Source organism: Streptococcus timonensis (assembly GCF_047460355.1).
GTDB classification, from domain to species: Bacteria; Bacillota; Bacilli; order Lactobacillales; family Streptococcaceae; genus Streptococcus; species Streptococcus timonensis_A.
This window is the reverse complement of record NZ_JASHGL010000001.1, coordinates 175,421-197,703: the sequence shown is the minus strand read 5'-3', so window position 1 is coordinate 197,703 and position 22,283 is coordinate 175,421. Positions and strand designations below refer to the sequence as shown.

Genomic DNA, 22,283 nt, shown 5'->3' with positions numbered 1-22,283 from the left:
ATAGGAAGAACCTTGGGTGCCCTTAAATTATAGGGATATAGCTCAAGGCGATACTACCTTCTCCAAGGTGGGTTCCAATGACACTACCAATAGTCGCAATCTCAACATTTGCTGCAATTCCACTTTCGAGCAATTGTTGGCGCAAATCCTCAGCTTTTTGCAGGGCATTCCCATGAATCACTGTGATTCGATAGTTTCCTTGATGTGTGGCTTCCTGTATAATTTCAACCAAGCGTTTGGTTGCTTTCTTCTCTGTACGAACCTTTTCATAAACCTCAATCACACCTTGATCATTGAAGTAAAGAATTGGCTTGATACTAAGGAGATTTCCCAAAATGGCGGCTCCATTTGAAAGACGCCCACCCTTAACCAAGTGATCAAGATCATCTACCATGATAAAGGCTGAAGTCCCCTCGATTTGTTTAGAAAGTTTATCATTGATAGTGGTAAAATCATCCCCATGTTCTAGCCATTGGAAGACACTTTCTACCATAAAACCTAGAGGCGCACTTGTAATCTTAGTATCTGGAAAGGAAATTGTTAATCCTTCATACTCATCTATCATATATTGGATGTTCTGATAGAAGCCAGAAATCCCTGATGAAAGAAAGAGGCCTAATACATGTGTGTAACCTACTTCTTTCAATGTTGCTAAAATTTCATCCAACTTAGCAATACTAGGCTGACTGGTTTTTGGTAATTCAGCTGCTTTAGCCATTTTATGATAAAACTGGTCAGCAGTTAGATTGACACCTTCCACATACTCTTCTCCATCAATATTGACAGGAATATCTAAAATAAATACATTCTCTCTTTGCAGAGTCTTCGCTTCTAAATAAGCTGAAGAATCTGTAATGACAGCTAATTTCATGACTAAAACTCCAAATTGATTCCTGGTAAGTCTAGGGCGATTTCTGTTACTTCATAAGTCAAACGGTTAAGCATATTTAAACAAGGTCTAGCTAGATTTTCGACTTCTTCTTGAGTGAAATCACCTGGTTGCTCAACTATACGACCCTCCACATGGTTTACTTGAGATATAGTTCCACTAATTACAAATCTATCAAAAACAATCATAAAACTTAGAACCACAACGAGTGAGGTAACTTGGTTTTCTTTATCATGTTGAAGTAGTTGGAAATTCACGTCCACTTTTGTTTCAGGTAATCCATTCTCATTTTCCCATTCAAAATTACGCGCATCAAAGTGATACTGACTGACAAATTCTTGTTCACGTTTTAAATTCATGATTTTCTCCATTATTACAATTTATTTTGACATTTTAGCAAATTTTCTTATTTTCTGCTATTTTCCTAAATTCCGATTTCTTCTGTGACAACAGCTGCGATAGTATCTACATAGTAGTCTACTTCTTCTGTTGTTGGGGCTTCTGCCATGACGCGTAAAAGTGGTTCTGTTCCACTCGGACGGACAAGAATACGACCATTTCCAGCCATCTCGGCTTCCATTTTCTCAATAATAGCCTTGATAGCAGGTACTTCCATAGCTTTTTCTTTCATGGTATTTTCAACACGGATGTTAACCAATTTCTGAGGATAAATGGTAACTTCTGAAGCTAATTGAGACAAGCTCTTGCCAGTTTCCTGCATGATTTTCGTTAATTGTACAGCTGACAATTGACCGTCCCCTGTTGTGTTGTAATCCATCAGGATGACGTGTCCTGATTGTTCACCACCAAGGTTATAGCCTGATTTTCTCATTTCTTCAACAACGTAGCGGTCACCAACTGCAGTGACTGCTTTATTGATACCTTCACGATCCAAAGCCTTATGGAAACCAAGGTTAGACATGACAGTTGTGACGATAGTATTTTGAGCTAGTTGACCTTTTTCTGATAAGTATTTTCCGATGATATACATGATTTTATCACCATCTACAATCTTACCATTTTCATCTACGGCAATCAAACGGTCACTATCCCCGTCAAAGGCTAAACCAATAGCTGATTGAGTCTCTTTAACGATTTCTTGTAAAGTCTCAGGATGTGTAGAACCAACATTCAAGTTGATATTAAGACCATCTGGAGTTTCCCCAATAATAGTCAATTGAGCTCCCAAGTCTGCAAAAATCTGGCGAGCGCTTGTTGAAGCTGCCCCATTCGCAGTGTCTAGAGCGACCTTCATTCCTTCAAGAGGAGTTCCTGTTGAAACTAGGTAACCTTCATACTTACGCAAGCCTTCTGGATAATCAACAACAGAACCTAACCCTTCTGCACTTGGGCGTGGAAGAGTGTCTTCGGAAGCGTCCAACAAAGCTTCAATTTCTGCTTCCTTGTCATCATCAAGTTTAAAGCCATCACCACCAAAGAATTTGATTCCATTATCAAGAGCAGGATTGTGGCTGGCTGAAATCATAACACCCGCACTAGCTCCTTCAGTTTTAACTAGGTAGGCAACTGCTGGAGTTGCAAGAACTCCAAGTTTATACACATGGATTCCAACCGAAAGGAGACCAGCAATCAACGCTGATTCAAGCATTTCACCTGAAATACGTGTATCACGTCCGACAAAAACTTTAGGTGCCTCAGTTGCATGTTGACTAAGAACATAACCTCCAAATCGACCTAGTTTAAAGGCCAATTCTGGTGTTAATTCTACGTTTGCTTCCCCACGGACACCGTCCGTTCCAAAATATTTACCCATATTATATGATTCCTTTTCTATTCTAGTTTTTTAATTATTATTCGAAGTGTTAGGTTTTGTTTCAAATACTGTAGCAGTTGAGCTGGTTGTCTCAGAACTAGTTGTTGAAGTCGTTGTGCTACTTGTGTTCCGAGCAGGTTTTGTAACTACTTTTAAGGTTGTTTCAAATGGCGTGATAATAGTCGGTAGAACTGTACCATTTTTATCTACAGCCTGTAATGGAACCGAGCCAGAATAATTTCCAGTTATTTTCTCACTAGTTGGTAAGACTGCAACCAATTTATCAATCTTGGATAAAGTATTGGAGTCACTTGTCACAGAAACTCTTTGATCTGAAACTGTAACACTTTCGATAATCACACTTTCATCAATTTGACTGTAGTCAATCTGTGGAATAACCGGAACCTTTTCTCGTGTAACTTTTTTACCAATTTTAACAGTAATTTTTTGAGGTGTTGCTACCGCTGTCAAGCCACTTGGTAAATTCTCGATGGTTAATGGGACCTCAACAGTACCCTCAGTAGCCTGAGTCAAATCTGCCTTAACAGAAAACTTGCGGGTACTTTCTTGCATTTCACTAGCCAAGGTTACCCGATTTGAACCAGTCAAAAAAACTGTTACTTCTGAGCTAAAACCACTGATAAAATATTGTTCACTATCATATTCAATATCAATTGGGACATTTAATACCGTATTGGTATACGTTTCTGTCCGAGTAGATCTTGCGTTATTATTATTTTGATAATTAATAGAAGTGGCATAAATGAATAAGACACATGCAAAAAGTAGAGAGGAGATAATATAAAGACTATTTCTTTTCATGTTTGAAGCCCCCTAAAATACGTTCTCGCAAACTCACTTCTTGTGTTCCTTCTGGTATGAAAACTCTTCGTAACTCTGATTCAAATTCTTCCAAACTTAAGTCATGTTTAAAGACACCGTTATAAGTAATGGAAACTCCACCTGTTTCTTCAGACACAACAAAGGTAAGAGCATCGGAAACTTCAGATAATCCAATAGCAGCTCTATGTCGAGTTCCAAATTCCTTTGAGATTCCTGTATTTTTTGTTAGGGGAAGATAAGCAGATGTTACTGCTACCCTGTCTCCTTTAATAATGACAGCTCCATCATGCAAAGGTGTATTAGGGATAAAAATATTAATCAACAACTCAGCTGAAATCTTGGCATCTAAAGGTATCCCCGTTGCAATATATTCCTGCAATGTTCTGACACGCTGCACAGATACCAAGGCCCCTATCTTACGAGGACTCATATACTCAACAGCTTTAACGAAAGAACGAATCATCTGTTCTTCTGAACTAAGGGGAGTATTGGAAAAGAATTCCGTTGCACGACCCAAACGCTCCAAAACTGTCCGAATTTCAGGGGAGAAAATAACTACTGCTGCTATAACCCCATATGTAATCAATTGATTCATGAGCCAAGAAATGGTCGTAAGACCTAGGGCATTGGCTAAAATTTGGGCTAAAATAAAAACTAAAACCCCTCGAACTAAAATCATAATTTTAGTTCCCGCAATTGATTTTGTAAATTGATACAAGATATAGGTAACAATCAGAATATCTATCAGATTTATCACAATACTCCATGGACTGGAAAATAGACTAGACCAGTACTGGAGATTTGATAATTGCTGGAAAATCATCCTCGGCCTCCTCCCCATTAAAAAAGCTCTCTTTATTATATCATTTTCTAAAAAATTTTTCTTCTTCCTACTTTATTTTACATTATGTAAAAATATGATAGAATAAGAAAATAGATATAAGAAAGGAAAAATCATGTCTGAACTATATGATATTACCATCGTTGGAGGTGGTCCTGTAGGCCTCTTTGCTGCATTCTATGCTCACCTACGCCAAGCCAAAGTCCAAATTATTGACTCGCTTCCACAATTGGGTGGTCAGCCTGCCATCCTCTACCCTGAAAAGAAAATTCTCGATGTACCAGGCTTTCCAAACTTGACCGGCGAAGAGTTGACCAATCGCTTACTTGAGCAGGTTAATAGCTTTGATACTCCAATCTTCCTTAATGAAACTGTTTTGGATATTATAAACAATGGGGACCATTTTAGCATTGAAACTAATAAGGGAAGCCATCTTTCAAAAACTGTTATCATTGCCATGGGAGGAGGAGCCTTTACCCCTCGTCCTTTGGAATTAGATGGTGTTGACACTTACCAGAATATCCACTACCACGTTTCCAATATCCAACAATATGCTGGTAAAAAAGTGACAATCTTAGGTGGTGGTGATTCTGCAGTTGACTGGGCACTAGCTTTTGAAAAGATTGCTCCAACTACACTTGTGCACCGTCGCGATAATTTCCGTGCTCTTGAGCATAGCGTCCAAGCCTTGCAAGAGTCTTCTGTGACTATCAAAACACCATTTGTACCGAGTCAACTTCTTGGTGACGGCCAAACTCTTGACAAACTTGAAATCACAAAAGTTAAATCCGATGATACTGAAAGTATTGAACTCGATCATCTCTTTGTTAACTATGGATTTAAATCTTCTGTCGGTAACCTTAAAAATTGGGGACTTGACCTTAACCGCCACAAGATTATCGTTAACAGCAAGCAAGAATCAAGTCAAGCTGGAATTTACGCAATCGGTGACTGCTGCTACTATGAAGGTAAGATTGACTTGATTGCCACAGGTCTTGGTGAAGCACCAACTGCTGTCAACAACGCCATTAACTACATTTACCCAGAACAAAAAGTACAACCAAAACACTCTACAAGTCTATAAGAAAAAAACCACGAATCCTAGGGTTCGTGGTTTTTATAATTCATCTGCTATTTTGTTGATTTTTCTCAGTCTGTGATTGACACCACTCTTGGTCATTGGATTACTCAGACTATCTGCCAATTGCTGGATAGAATAATCTGGGTGTTGGATACGCAAACGAGCGACTTCCTGCAAATCTGCCGGAAGATTGTCCAAACCAATTCTATCTTTGATTTTACTGATATTGTTAATGGTCTTCATACTGGCTGAAACGGTACGAGCAATATTAGCAGTTTCTGCATTATTAGCTCGATTAAGATCATTACGAGTTTCTCGTAGAATTTTAACACCTTCATAGGTATCACGGGCCTGCATAGCTCCAATGACAATTAGGAAATCCATGATATCTTCCGCCCTCTGGAGATAGGTCACTGCCCCTTTCTTACGCTCAATGACCTTGGCATCCAGTAGAAAATGCTGCAAGAGCGAAGCAATCCCTTGGGCGTGATCTAGATAAACTGAACTAATTTCAAGTTGATATTTGCCTGACTCTGGATCACGGATACTCCCATTTGCCAAAAAAGCACCACAGAGATAGGCACGACTAGCTTCCTCATCTGCCAGAATTTCTGGATCAATTCCCGTTTCTAGTCCAAAGAATGAATCAGCCAAGCGCAAATCTGCCAAGAGTTCCTGGACTCTTTCATCTGTAAAAACGGTATAAACACGATTTTTACGAAGATTGCTCCTCTGATGGTGGCGAATCTCTGATTTGATGTCATAGAAATATAGAAAAGACTCATAGAGATGACGGGCCAGCTTGGGATTTTCTGTCACAACCGATAAGGTTAAGCCCGAACTGGATAAACCAACACTACCCGACATTTTGATAATGGCTGATAGCTCATATCGCCTTAGATGATGTTGGCCCAGAATTTCTTCTTTTACTGCAACTGTGAAACTCATTTTCTCACCTGTATGATACTCATCAGTTCATCCACAATCAAATCGCCATCATGGAAGGCACCACCGTTTTCCAAACGAAGAAAGTTTGATGAAATGACACGAGGAACCTGTTTACGCAAACCATCAAAATCATGCTCTACCTGAACCAAATATTCATCAAAACGGTTAGTATCCATATATTCTCTTGGAACTTTTTCAATATTGACAAGAACTGTATCGATGAAAGGTCGGCCCAGATGACGGTGCAAGACTTCTACGTGGTCACTGTCGGTAAATCGTTCAGTCTCACCACGCTGGGTCATGATATTGCAGACATAGGCAATCTCTGCCTTTGTTTCTAGCAATGCTTGCCCTATCTCCTCAATGACGATATTAGGTAGAATGGAGGTAAAAAGAGAACCTGGTCCTAAGACAATCATATCACTCTCAAGAATCGTATTTACCACTCGACGACTAGCCTGTGGCTTTTCATCGTCCAGAGTATTGGATACATAGACATGGTCAATCATCCCAGGATGATCGGCAATATGACTTTCTCCTACTACTTCTGAACCGTCTTTGAAGACCGCATGAAGCGTCAAAGGATGGTCACTTGATGGGTAAATCTTTCCAGTCGTATGAAAAAATTTACTGAGTAGTTGCATGGCATTATAGGTTGAACCCTGCATTTCCGATATACCTGCAATAATCAGATTTCCAAGAGGATGACCAGCAAAGGCGCCAGCCTCATCAGAAAAACGATACTGAAAGACTTTTTCATAAAACTTTGGCATATCTGACATCGCAACTAAAACATTGCGGAGATCTCCTGGAGGCGTTAACTGCTGGATATTTTTTCGAAGCTCTCCTGAAGAACCTCCATCATCAGCAACAGTTACAATCGCTGCAATCTCGACATCTTTTTCCCTTAAACTTTTTAAGATAACGGGGATTCCAGTTCCCCCACCAATCACCGTAATTTTGGGTTTTCTCATGAACGGTTTACCGTTTCCTTTCTGCGGTCTTTATCACGATGACTTTCGTTTACTGGCCAATTTTTAGCCAAGTCATTGGCTAAGCGTTTGGCAAAAGCCACACTTCGGTGTTGACCACCCGTACAGCCAATAGCAATGGTTAAAACTGATTTGCCTTCTTTTTTATAAGCCGGTAAAATTGGTTCAATTAAGGCCAACAAGTGACGGTAAAAGTCTTCGGATTCTTCATGCCTCATTACGAAGTCATAGACAGCTTGGTCCTCACCTGTCTGATTGCGAAGTTCTGGTTGATAGTAGGGATTTGGCAAAAAGCGGACATCAAACACCAAGTCAGCATCAATTGGAATTCCATATTTGAAACCAAAGGACATAACTTCAATACGAAATGACTGAGTTTGTTCTTGATCTGAAAATTGCTCTGCGATGGTTTTACGAAGTCCACGAGGAGTCAATTCCGTTGTATCTACTACATTTTGACTCATATTTTTTAAGGGAGCCAAGAGCTCGCGTTCCAACTTAATCCCATCCAAAATTCGACCGTCTGCAGCCAGAGGGTGACTTCTTCTGGTTTCCTTATAACGTGCAACCAATTCCTTATCCGCTGCATCTAAAAAGAGGATTTTAAAATCTAGATCTTCTTGATTCTCCAATTCATCCAAAACCAGTTGAATTTCTGAGAAGAAGGAACGACTTCTCATATCTACCACCAAAGCTAGTTTATGGTCGTCATCTCTAGTCTCTACTAATTGGATAAATTTTGGTAGAAGGGCAGGTGGCATATTATCAATCGTAAAATAACCTAGGTCTTCGAAGGATTGAATAGCAACAGTTTTACCAGCACCACTCATACCTGTCACAATTACAAGGTGAAGTTGTTTCTTTGTCATCTTTGTCTCCTTATATCAAAAGAAGTTTGGAAGAACCAAACCTCAAATAACTCATCCAATCTCTGCGATGACTTCAATTTCTATTTTTACATCACGAGGTAGACGAGCTACTTCTACAGCTGAACGAGCTGGAAATTCCTCTTTAAAGGCTGTTTGGTATACCTCATTGAAGGGTACAAAATCGTTCATATCACTTAAGAAACAGGTTGTTTTCACCACATGGTCAAAATCTGTCCCCGCTTCTGCCAAAATAGCTCCAATATTTTTCAAAACTTGTTCAGTCTGTTCTTGGATCGTTTCTCCTACGATTTCTCCAGTTTCAGGAGATAGTGGAACTTGACCGCTAGCAAACAAAAGATTGCCAACGATTTTTCCTTGAACGTAAGGTCCGATTGCCTTTGGAGCTTTATCTGTATGAATTGTTTTTGCCATTTGTATTCCTCACAATTTTTCTAAAATAGCATCCCAAGCTTGATCCATCCCAGCTTTGCTTACAGAAGAAAAGAGGATAAAATCATCACTTGGATCAAAGTTTAATTTCTTTTTAATTGCTGATTCATGCTTGTTCCATTTTCCGCGAGGAATCTTGTCTGCTTTGGTCGCAACGACGATAACAGGAATCTCATAATACTTGAGAAACTCGTACATCTGCACATCATCAGCAGAGGGATCGTGACGAAGATCTACCAGACTGACAACTGCGCGAAGATTTTCCCGACTAGTCAGATATTCTTCAATCATGCGACCCCATTTTTCGCGCTCTTTTTTAGAAACGCGAGCATACCCATAACCAGGCACGTCTACAAAACGCATCTTATCATCAATGTTAAAGAAGTTTAGCAACTGGGTCTTTCCTGGTTTCCCAGAAGTCCGTGCTAGATTCTTGCGGTTCAGCATAGTATTGATAAAACTAGATTTCCCTACATTAGAGCGACCTGCGAGAGCAATCTCTGGAACTTCATCCTGGGGATAGTGAGATTTGTTTGCCGCACTTAGTAAAATCTCTGCATTGTGTGTATTGATTTCCATGGTCACCTCTAGGCAGTTTCCAGGATTGGTTTAGCCGTCCCATCAACTGCTTCTTTTGTGATTCGAACTGTTTTCACATCTTCTTGACTTGGAACTTCAAACATAATATCTAACATGGTTTCTTCAATAATAGAGCGAAGTCCACGAGCTCCTGTTTTACGTTCAATGGCCTTATTGGCAATTTCTTGCAGAGCCTCATCATCAAATTCCAACTCTACATCATCATAAGAAAGTAAGGTTTGATATTGTTTAACCAAAGCATTTTTCGGTTCCTTCAAGATACGAACCAAGTCATCCACTGTCAACTGTTCCAAGGCTGCAAAGACTGGCAAACGACCAATCAACTCTGGAATTATACCAAATTTTTGAATATCTTCAGCTATAATTTCTTGCATATAAGAACTATTTTCATCAATAGCTTTATTGTTCTTTCCAAAACCGATAACTTTTTCACCTAGACGTTGTTTAACGATTTCTTCGATTCCGTCAAAGGCTCCACCCACGATGAAGAGGATATTTTTGGTATCCACTTGAATCATTTCTTGTTGAGGATGTTTACGTCCTCCTTGAGGTGGTACGCTAGCTACAGTTCCCTCGATAATCTTGAGGAGGGCTTGTTGCACACCTTCACCAGAAACATCACGTGTGATGGAAACATTTTCGCTCTTCTTAGCAATCTTATCAATTTCATCAACATAGATGATGCCACGTTCTGCACGCTCAATGTTAAAGTCAGCAGCCTGAAGAAGTTTTAAGAGGATATTCTCCACGTCCTCACCTACATATCCTGCTTCAGTGAGAGCTGTCGCATCCGCAATAGCAAAGGGAACATTTAGACTCTTAGCCAAGGTCTGAGCTAGGAAAGTCTTTCCTGATCCAGTTGGGCCAATCATCAAAATGTTTGATTTTTGTAGGTCCACATCTTCGGTTTCTTCACGATTGTCGTGAAAATTGATACGTTTGTAGTGGTTATATACTGCTACTGCTAAGGCACGCTTAGCACGATCTTGGCCGATGACATAGTGATTTAAAATATGGAGAAGCTCCATTGGTTTTGGAACTTCTGAAAGGTCAGTTAAGACTTCCTCTGCTAGCTCTTCTCGGATAATTTCCTGAGCTAGTTCCACACATTCATTACAGATAAAAGCGTTATTGCCCGCAATAATCTTTTGTACTTCATCTTGGCTCTTACCACAAAAAGAGCAGTAAACCATCATATCTTTTTTCCTGTTAGTAGGCATAATTTCCTTCCGTCCTATAAAATACTCATTTAATTGTTGATAGTTATATTTTCATTATAACTTTTTCTAGTGAAAATACTCTAATTTCTTATTATTTTTTTATTTAAAACAAGGTCATATAAAAAGCGTGAATACTATTTACCAGATTAGTAAAAGCATTTAACCAGAGTAAGATAGCTAATCCGTAGCGCTTTTTACGAAAAGCTTGTGAACCAGCAATCAGACAGACAGCACACAAAAGAGCTGTAAAAAAACCAAAAATACTACGCTCCATTAGACTTCCTTTCTCTTTCTATATTCGATGGTGAAATCATGGGCATTTTTTTCATCTTTGGCAAAACTTTTACATGCGACTGTTTCAAATGCTGTCAAGTCAAATTCTTCTGGAAAATGAGTATCTCCATCTACTTTAGCATGAATTTGTGTGACGATAAGCTCATCCAAGTAAGGTTCAAAAAGTTGGAAAATCTGTTTGCCACCGATGATATAAAGATTTTTATCCTGGTTTTGATACCAATCTAACACTGTCTCAACATTTTGAAACACCATTGCTCCCTCAATATACTCCTCTGGATTTCGAGTCAAAATTAAAGTCTGACGTTTAGGAAGCAATCGACGTCCCATGCCGTCAAAGGTTACACGTCCCATTAAAATAGCATGGTTCAGAGTTGTTTCTTTAAAATGTTTTAATTCCGCTGGCAAATGCCATGGTAGACGATCTTCTTTTCCGATGACACCCTCTTGATCTTGTGCCCATATCGCTACAATTTTCTTTGTCATGCTTTCATCCTTTTCATTGATAGTACTATTTTATCAAAAAACTTCAAAAAAGACAGGTTTGGAATGTCTACATCAATAGAAAAATCCGTAGAAAATCTACGGATTCTTTCTTTGGTTAAAAATTCTTACAAACCTGGTGCTTGACCCAACTCAGCTGCAAGCATCCAAACTGTTTTTTCAAGGTCAGCCTTAGCACCAACGAAGATATCATTAGTAACATCATCACCTTCTTCATCTGTTACATCCAATGCTTTTTGGAAAAGAGTGATGAGGTAACGATAAATAGCTAGAACACGCTCCAAGCTTTCTTCAACGTTACGGAATTCTCCTTCTTCTTCTTCGATTTCACTGTGTTGAAGAAACTCTGTCAAAGTAGAATAAGGTTTGCCACCAAGAGTGATCAAGCGTTCGCTGATTTCATCAAGGTAACCATCAAGGCTATCCATGTATTCATCCATCTTAGGATGCCATACTTGGAAACCACGACCACGCATGTACCAGTGTACTTGGTGAAGGGCAATGTGAGCCACATACAAGTCTGCTACTGCTTGGTTAAGCACTTCCTTTGTTTTTGCTAGCGCTTCAGGCGCTGATTTAGATAATGTTGTTACGTCTTTTAAAGCATCTTTTTTTAATTCAACCATTTTTCTCACCTCGTAAAATTATTTTTGTAACCATATTTATTGATTACTATCTCAGTATACTACACCTAGTAGACAAAAGCAAGAAAATTAACCCATATTAAAAAAGTTGTAATTGACTGATAATTTAAGAAAATGAGTGGCTATTTATCCTAGCTATTTTCTCTGTTTTTACTAGAAAATTGACTTTGATAAAGATCATAATAGAAACCTTTTGCAGCTAGGAGACTTTCATGATTTCCTTGTTCGATAATCTGCCCATCTTTCAGCACCAAAATTTTGTCAGCTTCCTGAATAGTCGAAAGTCGATGGGCAATGACAAAGCTTGTTCTCCCCTTCATCAAACGTTTCATGGCCTTTTGAATCAAGAGTTCTAGACGAGTGTCAACTGAAGAAGTTGCTTCGTCCAAAATTAAGATTTTAGGATCCGCCAAGAGAGCACGCGCGATAGTTAACAACTGTTTTTGCCCAATAGAAATATTACTTGACTCTTGGTTCATTTCCATGTTATAGCCACCAGGAAGGGTGCGGATAAAGTGGTCAACATTGGCCACCTTAGCAGCTTCAACGATTTCTTCATCTGTTGCCTCAAGATTCCCAAAGCGAAGATTTTCCTTGATGCTACCTTCATAGAGCCAAGCATCCTGTAAGACCATACCAAACTGGCGACGATAGTCCTGACGAGATAAGTCTCGAATATCTTGACCGTCCACTAAAATAGCTCCAGCAGTTACATCATAAAAACGCATGAGAAGGTTAATCAAGGTTGTTTTTCCTGCTCCAGTAGGACCAACAATGGCTACCATCTCCCCTGGTTCAACATCCAGATTGAAATTGCGAATCAATGGTTTGTTTTCTACATATTGGAAATCAACATTCTTAAAGCTAACTTGCCCAGTCAAAGGTGGTAGTTCTTTCACTTCAAGATTTTGAACTTCCTCCGTTTCATCCAAAACTTCAAAAATACGATCAAGGGAAGACTTAGCGCTCTGCATTTGCCCTGCTAACTGGGTGATGTTTTGGATAGGCTGGCTAACTTGCCAGACGTATTGGACAAAGGCCTGCATATTACCAATCGTCAAACGCCCCGCAATAACCTGTATACCTCCTAAAACTGCAACAATCAGATAAGTCAAATCTGATACGATATGTAGAGCAGGCATCATCAAACCTGAGATAAAGCTAGCCTTAAAGCCAACCTGTTGCAATTCATCGGTAATATCTGCAAATTCCTGCTGCGTATTTTCTTCACGTCCATAGAGCTTCAAAACATTAAAACCTGTCAAGTTTTCTTGCACAAAACCATTCATGCGTCCCAAGATAGCCGCCTGTTGTTTAAAATAAGGCTGGGAACGATTCATGATGGTCTTAGCTCCAAAATAGGTCACTGGAATTGATAAAATAACGATCATAGCTAACTGAAGATTTAAGTATAATACCATTCCCATTACTAGAAGGATCGTAAATACAGCATTGACAATCTGTAAGAAGGATTGCTGAAGAGCATTGGACACAGTCTCTACATCACTGGTAAAACGTCCCAGTAAATCTCCAAACTGATGCTTATCAAAGTAAGATACAGGAATACGATTGATTTTTTTATTCATTTCTCTACGCAAATCCTGTATCATGGACTGCACAGCATTGGTCATAAAATAATTAGAATAATATGAACCTAATTCGTAGAGGACCCCTCGTAAGAGGTAGATGACCAAAATGATTGCAATATAGCTAGTATTAAGCCCAGCGCCTGCAACTCCTTTAGCCATGTCAAGGAGATTAGAGGTTAATTCTGTAATGGCAAGCCCTAAGACAAAAGGCTCAATAACACTCATAACCGCACTCAGAATCTTAAGAAATACTGCGAGAAAGATAGAGAAACGGTAGGCTTTTAAATAGCTCCATAGACGAGCTAAACTAGATTGTTTTTTCATCCTTTACCTCCTATTCTTCTGTTAGGGACGCATTTTTTAGTTGCGACTCTGCAATTTCTCTATAGATGTCATTGGTTGCCATCAATTCCTCATGGCGACCACGTCCAACAATTTCTCCCTTATCGAGGACGATAATCTGGTCAGCGTCCATAATGGTTCCAACCCGCTGGGCAACAATTAAGACCGTTGCATTTTGAGTGACTTCCTTAAGACGACGACGTAAAATAGCATCCGTACGATAGTCCAAAGCTGAGAAAGAATCGTCGAAGATATAAATATCCGGCTCTTTGATAACTGCTCTGGCAATCGATAAACGTTGCTTTTGTCCACCAGACAGGTTACTTCCACCTTCAGCTAGATGGGTTCCAAAACCTTCTTCACGACTTTCGATAAAGTCTTTGGCTTGGGCAACATCGGCTGCTTGATTCAACTCTTCACGACTAGCATCCTCTTTCCCGTAACGCAGGTTTTCAGCAATCGTTCCAGTAAAGAGCAAAGCTTTTTGAGGAATAAAACCAATCTTTTGACGAAGGGACTTGAGTCGGTATTCCCGTACATCAACTCCATCAACCTTGATTTTCCCTAAGGTAACATCATAAAAACGTGGAATCAACTGAACCAATGAAGACTTCCCAGAACCAGTCGAACCAATAAAGGCAATGGTCTCACCCGGTTTAGCAGTAAAGGAAATATTGTGTAGAACCGGGTTCTCTGTCTCTCCAGGATAGGCAAAAGTCACATTTTCAAATTCTAGGTAACCATGTGTTTCTGTCTCTCTGATGCCATTTTCATTTGGATCAATGGAAATGGGCATATCCATAATTTCCTTCAAGCGCTCACTGGATACGGCAGTACGTGGATACATGGTAAAGAGGCTAGACAAGAATAAGAAGGACAAGAGGGCATGGAAGCTGTACTCAATAAAGGCTACCAAATCCCCAATCTGCAAACTTCCTTGTTGGAGAGGATCTAGAGCAAACCAAACAATTGCCACAATCATAGCGATAATGATTTGTACAAAAAGAGGTTCGGTCAAGCCTGTCAATTTAAACAAGCGGCTCGAATTATCAGCATAGATTGCATTTTGCTCTGCGAAGCGTTCTTCTTGGAATTCTTCTCGCGCAAAGGCTCGAATCACTCGTAAGCCCATCAAATTCTCTCGGACATATTGATTAATCTTATCCAGTGTTTTCTGTTGTTTTTCTGATAGAGGTCGAGTTTTTACAGCTACATAGACAACAACGACTGCTAAGAAAGGTACTGAAAAAGCTACAATCCAAGCTAATGAAGGACTAGTCAAGAAAATCATGAGAACACTAGAGAGCATCATCATGGGAGTGATGACACCTAATTTAAGGGTTTGTTCCGCAAACTGCATAAGAACAAAGGCATCACTAGTAATACGAGTCACCAGTGAAGATACACCAATCTGTTCATATTCGTGATGAGAATACTCTTGTAGCTTAGCATAGACATCATTGCGCATATCTTTAACCATGTTGGTAGTCAATTTACTAGCAGCATAGGACAGGACAATCCGTCCAAATGTCCCCAAGACGATAATGACCAACATAATAACAGCCCAAAAATAGAGCTTTCCTTCATTACCTTGATTAATCCCCTGGTCAATCATACGAGCCAGAACAGTCGGTAGACCTAGATTGACAATGACAAAGAAAACTGCTCCGAGAAAGTCTAAAATCAACCACTTGGGATAACGTTTGAGATAAGACCAAATATAAAGCATAATTCTCCTTTCTTTTTCATTCAAAATGCAGAAAAGAGCGTGCTTACGCACGCCTTTTTACTAAAAAGAAGACAGGCAGTCTTAACCTCGAGGGAGGGAACTGTCTGTCTCAGATATTTGAAGCTTATTTTACAAAGTCAAGCAATGCCAAGAAGCTTGCAGGCTCAAGTGATGCACCACCAACAAGAGCTCCGTCAACGTCTGGACAAGCCATGTATTCTGCAACGTTTTCAGGTTTAACTGAACCACCGTATTGAACACGTACTTTATCAGCTACTTCTTGACCAAAGTCAGCTGCTACAACGTCACGGACAACTTTACACATTTTTTGTGCGTCATCTTGTGAAGCAGATTTACCAGTACCGATAGCCCAGATTGGCTCATAAGCGATAACTGATGCAGCAACTTGCTCAGCTGTCAATCCTGCAAGAGCAGCTGAAACTTGAGCACCTACGAATTCAGCAGCTTTTCCTGCTTCGTAAGTTTCAAGGGACTCACCACAACAGATAATTGGAAGCATACCGTTTGCAAAGATTGCTTTTGCTTTTTTGTTGATATCTTCGTCAGTTTCATGGAAGTAGTCACGACGCTCTGAGTGACCGATAACAACGTAGTCAGTACCGATTTCTTTCAAAACTTGTGGGCTAGTTTCACCAGTGAACGCACCTGCATTTTCAAAGTAGCAGTTTTGAGCTGCAACTTTAAGGTTAGTTCCTTTAGCTGCGGCTAATACGGTTGTCAAGTCAAGCGCAGGAACTGCGATACCAGCTTCAACAAGGTCTGATGAAGGAAGTTTTGATGCAACTGCTTCAACAAATGCTTTTGCTTCTTCTGGGTTTTTGTTCATTTTCCAGTTACCAGCGATAAATGGTTTACGTGACATTTCACTTACCTCGTTTTTCATTATATTTTCTCTTTATTTTATCATAATTCAGGGTCGCTTGCAAATTTTACTCTGTAACCAGAAAGCTGATTTTCAAAAATTTTCGTGCTCTTATTTCTATTTAGAAGATGATTTGCGCTTGGTCAATTTAACCACTGCTTCCGTCCGCGCAGTGTGTGGAAACATATCAACTGACTGGATATAATGCAGGTCATAGACCTCCATCAATCTGACTAAATCACGTGCCAAGGTAGATACATTGCAGGAAACATAGACCATCTTTTCAGGAGCGTATTTGACGATGGTATCCAAGAGCTTGTCATCTAAACCAGTACGTGGAGGGTCCACAATCAAGGCATTCGCACGATAGCCTTCCTTGTACCATCTAGGGATAATCTCTTCTGCTGTACCTGCCTCATAGTGGGTATTACTATACCCCATACGTTGGGCATTTGCCTTAGCATCCTCGATAGCTTCAGGAATAATATCCATCCCTCTCAGGCTCTTAACCTTCCTAGCAAAGGCAAAGCCAATAGTACCAACACCACAATAGGCATCAATCAGATGGTCATTCTCATTTACGTTCAAGGCCTTAACGGCTTCACTGTAGAGGACTTCAGTCTGTTCAGGATTGAGCTGGTAAAAAGCTCGAGGTGAAAGAGAAAATTCATAATCAAGAACACCTTCGCCTATACTATCTTGACCCCAAATAATCTCAGTCTTGTCCCCATAAATCTCACTAGTTTTAGCAGTATTGGTATTGACTGCGACAGTCACTACTTCAGGATAATCCTTGACTAAATCTATCACAAATTGAGTCAGATTTAATTGACGATTGGTTACAATGATAATCTGAACTTGCCCAGTTTTCCGTGCGCGACGAACCATGATGGTCCGAACTCCAAGGATTTTCCGTTCATCCGTGATCGGAATTTGATGACAGGTCAAGAGTTCAGCAATGCGATTGGCAATTGCTTGTGTCTCCTTATCTTGGACTAGGCAGTCTTTTAACTCGACCAAATAATGCGAATTTTGAGCATATAATCCTGCCTTGACCTGGCCCTTAAACTTTCGAGTTTGGAATTGTAGTTTGGCTCGATAATACTTGGGTTCCTGCATACCAATGGTTGGTCTAATCTCAAAGTTTTCATAGCCTGCAGGTGCAAACTTTTTCAGAGCTTGATGGAGAAGGTCTGTCTTGAATTCTAACTGCTTGTCATAGTGCAGGTGCATGATTTGACAGCCACCACACTCATTATAAATAGTACAGTCTGGTACCACTCGAAACTTAGATTTTTTATTGACCTCAAGCAGTTTTGCCTCAACGTAGTTACGCTTAACAGAAGTTACCTGACAATAGATATCTTCTCCCTTGAGGGCACCTGGAACAAAAACAAGAGTTTTCTGGAAAAATCCGATACCTTCCCCGTTTATCCCCATACGCTTGATTTTTAATGGAATTTTTTGTTTGACTTTAAGACTCATAAGTCTATTATACCACGTAGTTTCTCAATGTTTAAGAATATGTTACAATAAAACCATGAATACAAAGATATCTCATTTTTCCCCATTGGATTTTCCTGAGCAATTACGAACTTATATAGAGGGAGCAACTCTTTCTGACAGCTCTTCTCATTCAGGCGCAAGGGTTCTCTATCTTGATTCAGGTTACTATTTGAAAATAGATCAAAAGGGAAGATTAGAGCGAGAAGCTAGAATTGCAAGTTTGTTTGAACAAGAGGGAATAGGAACTCCAGTCATCCACTATCTATCTACAGATAAAGACTACCTCCTGACTAAAGAGGCTATTGGTCATGATACTCTCGCTTTTTTAGACAAGCCAGAAAAAATTTGCCGAACCATGGCCGAGGCTCTTAAAAAACTTCACAGCTTTTATCCGCAAAATTTTCCATCAGAAAATCATTTACAGGCCTATAAAGACAGAGCCTTTAAAAACTATGAAAAAGGTGAGTTCTATGCCAAGGCTCTCCTACCCCAATTCCGGATTAGCAGCCGTGAAGAGGCCTTCCAGTTCATTCGAGAACAAGGACACCTTTTAAAGACAGATGCCTTTATTCACGGGGACGCCTGTCTACCGAACTTTATTCTCAAAGATGCTGACCACTTCTCTTGCTTTATTGACCTTGGCTTAGCTGATTTCAGTGACCGACATATCGATCTCTTTTGGGCAGTTTGGTCCCTCAACTATAACCTACATGACCCTAAATACGCTGAACTATTTCTTGACTATTATGGGAGAGAACAGGTCGATGTAAATAAACTTCGACTCGTTGCTGCCTTTGAAGCGTTTGGATAAAAGGAAAACTATGAAAATCACAAAACTAGAAAAGAAAAAACGTCTCTATCTGCTAGAGCTTGATAGTGACAAAACTTGCTACATTACCGAGGATACCATTGTTCGCTTCATGCTAACAAAAGGAAAGGATATTTCAGTTGACGAACTAAATGAGATTAAATCCTTTGCACAATTTTCCTACGGAAAAAACTTGGCGCTCTACCACTTATCCTTCAAGGCTCGTACTGAAAAAGAAGTCAGAGACTATTTAGTTAAACATGAGATTGATGAGAAAATCATACCACAAGTCATCCAAGCCCTCAAGGATGACAACTGGATCAATGACCGTCAGTATGCCTATGCTATCATCAATTCCAATCAGCTATCTGGTGACAAGGGAAGCTACATGCTGATACAAAAGATTTCACAAAAAGGAGTTGCTAAGGCCCTTATCCAAGACGTCTTACAAGAATTTGATCTGACGGAAGTCGCAGAGCGTACAGCCGAAAAACTACTGAAAAAATATCAGGGTAAATTGCCTGCTCGCGCTCTACAAGATAAGATAATCCAAAACCTCACCAACAAAGGTTTTTCCTACTCGGAAGCTAAAACAGCCTTTGACCAACTGGATAACCAGATAGAAGAGGAAACCGTTCAGGAGCTAATCTTTAAAGAGTTGGATAAGCAATATCGAAAATATTCGCGTAAGTATGAAGGATACGAACTCAAGCAGCGTTTGACCCAAGTTTTAGCACGAAAAGGCTACGATTTTTCGGATATAGCCAGCGCACTCAGAGAATATCTTTAATTTTTTCATGAAAAACTAAGAACTTTAAACAAAAATGTGATACAATAGTAAACGATAAACTTATAAATTGTAGAAAGTTGGTTAGTTATGAAACTTCCAAAAGAAGGCGACTTTATTACAATTCAAAGTTATAAGCATGATGGGAGTCTTCACCGTACTTGGCGGGACACCATGGTACTAAAAACAACAGAGAACGCTATTATCGGCGTTAACGACCATACACTTGTTACCGAAAGTGACGGTCGTCGTTGGGTGACTAGAGAACCGGCTATTGTTTACTTTCACAAGAAATATTGGTTTAATATTATCGCTATGATTCGTGAAAATGGCATCTCCTACTACTGCAATATGGCAAGTCCTTACTATCTGGACGAAGAAGCTTTAAAGTACATTGACTATGATTTGGACGTTAAAGTTTTTACAGATGGTGAGAAACGCCTCTTGGACGTTGAGGAGTATGAACGACACAAGCGAAAAATGAAGTATTCTTCTGACTTAGACTATATTTTGAAAGAGCATGTTAAGATTCTTGTTGATTGGATTAACAATGAGCGAGGTCCTTTCTCAGAAGCCTATGTCAACATTTGGTACAAACGCTACGTAGAACTAAAGAATCGGTAAAGTTGTCAAAGGTCAGGAACAAAATCCTGACCTTGTTTTTTTGGTTGTGTAAAATATGTTGTGTAAACACAAAAAAGGAATAAAACCGCTATAGTAGAGTTGCAATACATTACTAGAAAGAGATTTATGCAGAATTCACGTGATATACAAAATAAATAGATATACTGATATTTTTTAATTTCTTTGTTCCTTGTAAGTTAAGAACAATCTTCTATCGTTTATTACAAAAAATACGAAGATAATCGGTATAAAAAATACAGGTCACCTTCGTATCAAAATATTTAGTATTGTCTTTCTACATAGCATCAATCCTTTAGAACAATCTTTGGAAAAAATCACTTAACGAAGAAAATGTTATTTAATCTACTAACTGATTTAATCGTCTTTGAAAATATAAAGCAATATTTTTAGATTCAATAAACTCAAAATATTTAATGACATTTTGCATTTGCTTAATTCCAGATTCTTTAGATTCTGTCAGGTATATTTTATATCCTTCTATAAATTTGAATGTAGATTTTTCAAAAACTTTCGTGTCATCTTTTAATAATTTTCTTAATTTTATTTCAAAGTAATCTGCATATGATAGATGTGAATTTTCAAGGCAACAGAACCAAAAATTTAAACAAGCTGACACAACTAAATTTCTATTCTTGCCGATTTTTTCATAATAATGTGTACGCTCTAGTATTTCTTTTCCAAGTCTGTAAATATAATCTATTTCAAAAAGATGATATAAATTACCAATCAGCGTTATCTCATAGGATTCCCATCGTTCTTTCTGAAATAAATAGTCATATACTAAATTTAGATCGTCTCTACTAACTACATAATTACAATCTATCTGATTTAATAATCCCTGAACCATAATTGTATTTATTCTATAAATTTTTTCCCCACTCTTCTCAAAAAGTTTTTGTTGCTCATTTTTTATTTCCTCCAATCCTTTAGTATTCAAACTATAAAAATTTGGAGATAAATTAACCAAAAAATTATCAAGCTCTGATCTTTTATAATCTTCTAGATAATTACAAAAATTCTCTATCGAAACATTGATATTTGATAATAATTCAAAAAACGTTGAAAGAGAAATTTCATTTTCTCCCCTTTCAAATCTAGAAAGTTGAGATTTTGATATAGAATCAGCTGCAGCATACTCTAAAGAATATCCGTTTAATTTTCTAAAATATCGAAAAGCTTCTCCGTAATTTTTCACACTTTCGTCCCCTTATCTTTCTTTTCGAGCGATAAACATACCATATTCTTTAGGAATGATCAACATACCATTATTAAATTCACTTTCCAATCTTTTACGTATTATTTCCTCTTCTAGTGAACCTATTTCTGAAATTCCTTTCAAGGATTGAATATATTGAACTAAATCGTCTATACTTGTCACCTGTAGCTCATCATCATAAATTAATTTTTCCACAGTGTCAAAACACCTATTTAAAAAGGTTTTCCCGTTTTGTAAAGTAAAAGTTTTATTTTCCAAATTTTGATTAACCACATCTTTAAATAAGCTTACCAAATAATCTACAACTCCATTTTCACCAAATGTAGCACAGTAAAAAATGCCTCCTTTTTTTAATACTCTATTCACTTCAGAGATAGCTTTATCAATGTCATTTACATGATGTAGAAGCATATTAGCAATAACAATATCAAAAGTTTCATTTTCAAAAGAAATATTTTGGATATCCATTCTTTCATAGTTGACATTATCTCTATTTCCAATCACTGACTTCGTAGTTTCTACCATGTCATTAGAAAAATCTGTTAAAACCAATTGCTTCATCTTGTCTATAGAATCAAGATTACTTTTCCATAGTTCTCCTGTACCACATCCCAATTCTAGAACCTTTACTTCATCAGTGATTTGGTAGTTAGAAAATATCCAATTGTTAAATCCCAATTTATTTTTTGAATACTTCTTATGCAATTCTACTCGAATATCAAGATTATCATGACTTTTATATTGTTCAATTACTTTATCAATCATTTAAAATGACCTCCACTCTATAATTTGACATTATATCACAAGAATAAAGGCAGTGTAAAATAAG

General features: G+C 38.6%; 24 protein-coding genes. 4 read left to right on the top strand and 20 right to left on the bottom strand.

Annotation, left to right across the window (positions count from 1 at the left end; genetic code table 11):
• Nucleotides 1-22: 22 nt before the first annotated feature.
• The 5 genes from QM941_RS01000 to cdaA all read right to left on the bottom strand — a co-directional run bounded on the left by QM941_RS01000 (nt 23) and on the right by cdaA (nt 4,329).
• Nucleotides 23-871 carry a DegV family protein gene (locus tag QM941_RS01000; RefSeq protein ID WP_414337872.1) on the bottom strand — a complete coding sequence of 283 codons (849 nt, stop codon included), beginning with the start codon at nt 869-871 and terminating at the stop codon, nt 23-25.
• A gap of 2 nt (nt 872-873) precedes the next feature.
• The gene (locus QM941_RS00995; RefSeq protein WP_414337853.1) at nt 874-1,248 is read right to left on the bottom strand and encodes a DUF1149 family protein; all 375 of its coding nucleotides are present in this window, start codon (nt 1,246-1,248) and stop codon (nt 874-876) included.
• Between the two features lie 65 nt (nt 1,249-1,313).
• Nucleotides 1,314-2,663 carry a phosphoglucosamine mutase gene (glmM, locus tag QM941_RS00990; RefSeq protein ID WP_414337851.1) on the bottom strand — a complete coding sequence of 450 codons (1,350 nt, stop codon included), beginning with the start codon at nt 2,661-2,663 and terminating at the stop codon, nt 1,314-1,316.
• A gap of 30 nt (nt 2,664-2,693) precedes the next feature.
• A complete protein-coding gene (locus QM941_RS00985) occupies nt 2,694-3,485 on the bottom strand; it encodes a YbbR-like domain-containing protein (RefSeq protein WP_414337848.1) in 792 nt (263 codons plus the stop codon).
• Nucleotides 3,472-4,329, bottom strand: coding sequence for a diadenylate cyclase CdaA (gene cdaA, locus QM941_RS00980; protein ID WP_414337846.1), 858 nt, complete (start codon nt 4,327-4,329; stop codon nt 3,472-3,474). The genes QM941_RS00985 and cdaA overlap by 14 nt, the downstream gene beginning before the upstream one ends.
• Before the next feature lie 133 nt (nt 4,330-4,462).
• On the opposite strand from cdaA, the gene QM941_RS00975 reads away from it, so the two are divergent.
• The gene (locus QM941_RS00975; protein ID WP_414337844.1) at nt 4,463-5,431 is read left to right on the top strand and encodes an NAD(P)/FAD-dependent oxidoreductase; all 969 of its coding nucleotides are present in this window, start codon (nt 4,463-4,465) and stop codon (nt 5,429-5,431) included.
• A gap of 33 nt (nt 5,432-5,464) precedes the next feature.
• Here QM941_RS00975 and whiA read toward each other — a convergent pair whose 3' ends face one another.
• The 13 genes from whiA to rlmD all read right to left on the bottom strand — a co-directional run bounded on the left by whiA (nt 5,465) and on the right by rlmD (nt 17,977).
• Nucleotides 5,465-6,376, bottom strand: coding sequence for a DNA-binding protein WhiA (whiA, locus tag QM941_RS00970; RefSeq protein WP_414337842.1), 912 nt, complete (start codon nt 6,374-6,376; stop codon nt 5,465-5,467).
• A complete protein-coding gene (locus QM941_RS00965; protein ID WP_414337840.1) occupies nt 6,373-7,350 on the bottom strand; it encodes a YvcK family protein in 978 nt (325 codons plus the stop codon). The genes whiA and QM941_RS00965 overlap by 4 nt, the downstream gene beginning before the upstream one ends.
• Nucleotides 7,347-8,237, bottom strand: coding sequence for an RNase adapter RapZ (rapZ, locus tag QM941_RS00960; RefSeq protein ID WP_414337838.1), 891 nt, complete (start codon nt 8,235-8,237; stop codon nt 7,347-7,349). Before rapZ ends, QM941_RS00965 begins: the two co-directional genes overlap by 4 nt.
• 51 nt (nt 8,238-8,288) lie before the next feature.
• The gene (locus tag QM941_RS00955) at nt 8,289-8,669 is read right to left on the bottom strand and encodes a RidA family protein (protein ID WP_061419704.1); all 381 of its coding nucleotides are present in this window, start codon (nt 8,667-8,669) and stop codon (nt 8,289-8,291) included.
• Between the two features lie 9 nt (nt 8,670-8,678).
• On the bottom strand, nt 8,679-9,266 hold the full coding sequence (gene yihA, locus QM941_RS00950) for a ribosome biogenesis GTP-binding protein YihA/YsxC (RefSeq protein WP_414337834.1): 588 nt from the start codon (nt 9,264-9,266) through the stop codon (nt 8,679-8,681).
• A gap of 8 nt (nt 9,267-9,274) precedes the next feature.
• Nucleotides 9,275-10,507, bottom strand: a complete 1,233-nt coding sequence (clpX, locus tag QM941_RS00945) for an ATP-dependent Clp protease ATP-binding subunit ClpX (protein ID WP_414337831.1) — start codon at nt 10,505-10,507, stop codon at nt 9,275-9,277.
• A gap of 103 nt (nt 10,508-10,610) precedes the next feature.
• The gene (locus QM941_RS00940; protein ID WP_414337828.1) at nt 10,611-10,781 is read right to left on the bottom strand and encodes a hypothetical protein; all 171 of its coding nucleotides are present in this window, start codon (nt 10,779-10,781) and stop codon (nt 10,611-10,613) included.
• Nucleotides 10,781-11,287, bottom strand: coding sequence for a dihydrofolate reductase (locus tag QM941_RS00935; RefSeq protein WP_414337826.1), 507 nt, complete (start codon nt 11,285-11,287; stop codon nt 10,781-10,783). The genes QM941_RS00940 and QM941_RS00935 overlap by 1 nt, the downstream gene beginning before the upstream one ends.
• Before the next feature lie 125 nt (nt 11,288-11,412).
• Entirely contained in the window at nt 11,413-11,931 is a 519-nt protein-coding gene (locus tag QM941_RS00930; RefSeq protein ID WP_414316502.1) for a Dps family protein, read from the bottom strand.
• A 149-nt stretch (nt 11,932-12,080) separates the two neighbouring features.
• Nucleotides 12,081-13,862 (bottom strand): ABC transporter ATP-binding protein, encoded by a 1,782-nt coding sequence (locus QM941_RS00925; RefSeq protein ID WP_414337823.1) that lies wholly within the window; start codon nt 13,860-13,862, stop codon nt 12,081-12,083.
• Nucleotides 13,863-13,872: 10 nt separating this feature from the next.
• Nucleotides 13,873-15,609, bottom strand: coding sequence for an ABC transporter ATP-binding protein (locus QM941_RS00920; protein WP_414337820.1), 1,737 nt, complete (start codon nt 15,607-15,609; stop codon nt 13,873-13,875).
• 124 nt (nt 15,610-15,733) lie between these two features.
• Entirely contained in the window at nt 15,734-16,492 is a 759-nt protein-coding gene (gene tpiA, locus QM941_RS00915; RefSeq protein ID WP_250306896.1) for a triose-phosphate isomerase, read from the bottom strand.
• A 117-nt stretch (nt 16,493-16,609) separates the two neighbouring features.
• On the bottom strand, nt 16,610-17,977 hold the full coding sequence (gene rlmD, locus QM941_RS00910; RefSeq protein ID WP_414337818.1) for a 23S rRNA (uracil(1939)-C(5))-methyltransferase RlmD: 1,368 nt from the start codon (nt 17,975-17,977) through the stop codon (nt 16,610-16,612).
• 55 nt (nt 17,978-18,032) lie between these two features.
• Between rlmD and QM941_RS00905 the strand changes: the two genes are divergently transcribed.
• The 3 genes from QM941_RS00905 (at nt 18,033) to QM941_RS00895 (ending at nt 20,217) form a co-directional block, all read left to right on the top strand.
• Entirely contained in the window at nt 18,033-18,809 is a 777-nt protein-coding gene (locus tag QM941_RS00905; protein WP_414337815.1) for a phosphotransferase, read from the top strand.
• Between the two features lie 10 nt (nt 18,810-18,819).
• Nucleotides 18,820-19,596: a recombination regulator RecX gene (gene recX, locus QM941_RS00900; RefSeq protein WP_414337812.1), complete on the top strand. Its 777-nt coding sequence runs from the start codon at nt 18,820-18,822 to the stop codon at nt 19,594-19,596.
• An 87-nt stretch (nt 19,597-19,683) separates the two neighbouring features.
• Entirely contained in the window at nt 19,684-20,217 is a 534-nt protein-coding gene (locus QM941_RS00895; RefSeq protein WP_000775325.1) for a DUF402 domain-containing protein, read from the top strand.
• A 358-nt stretch (nt 20,218-20,575) separates the two neighbouring features.
• Here the strand turns inward: QM941_RS00895 and QM941_RS00890 are convergent, their stop codons facing one another.
• Entirely contained in the window at nt 20,576-21,433 is an 858-nt protein-coding gene (locus QM941_RS00890) for a helix-turn-helix domain-containing protein (protein ID WP_414337809.1), read from the bottom strand.
• A gap of 12 nt (nt 21,434-21,445) precedes the next feature.
• Nucleotides 21,446-22,219 carry a class I SAM-dependent methyltransferase gene (locus QM941_RS00885; RefSeq protein ID WP_414337806.1) on the bottom strand — a complete coding sequence of 258 codons (774 nt, stop codon included), beginning with the start codon at nt 22,217-22,219 and terminating at the stop codon, nt 21,446-21,448.
• Nucleotides 22,220-22,283: the final 64 nt, after the last annotated feature.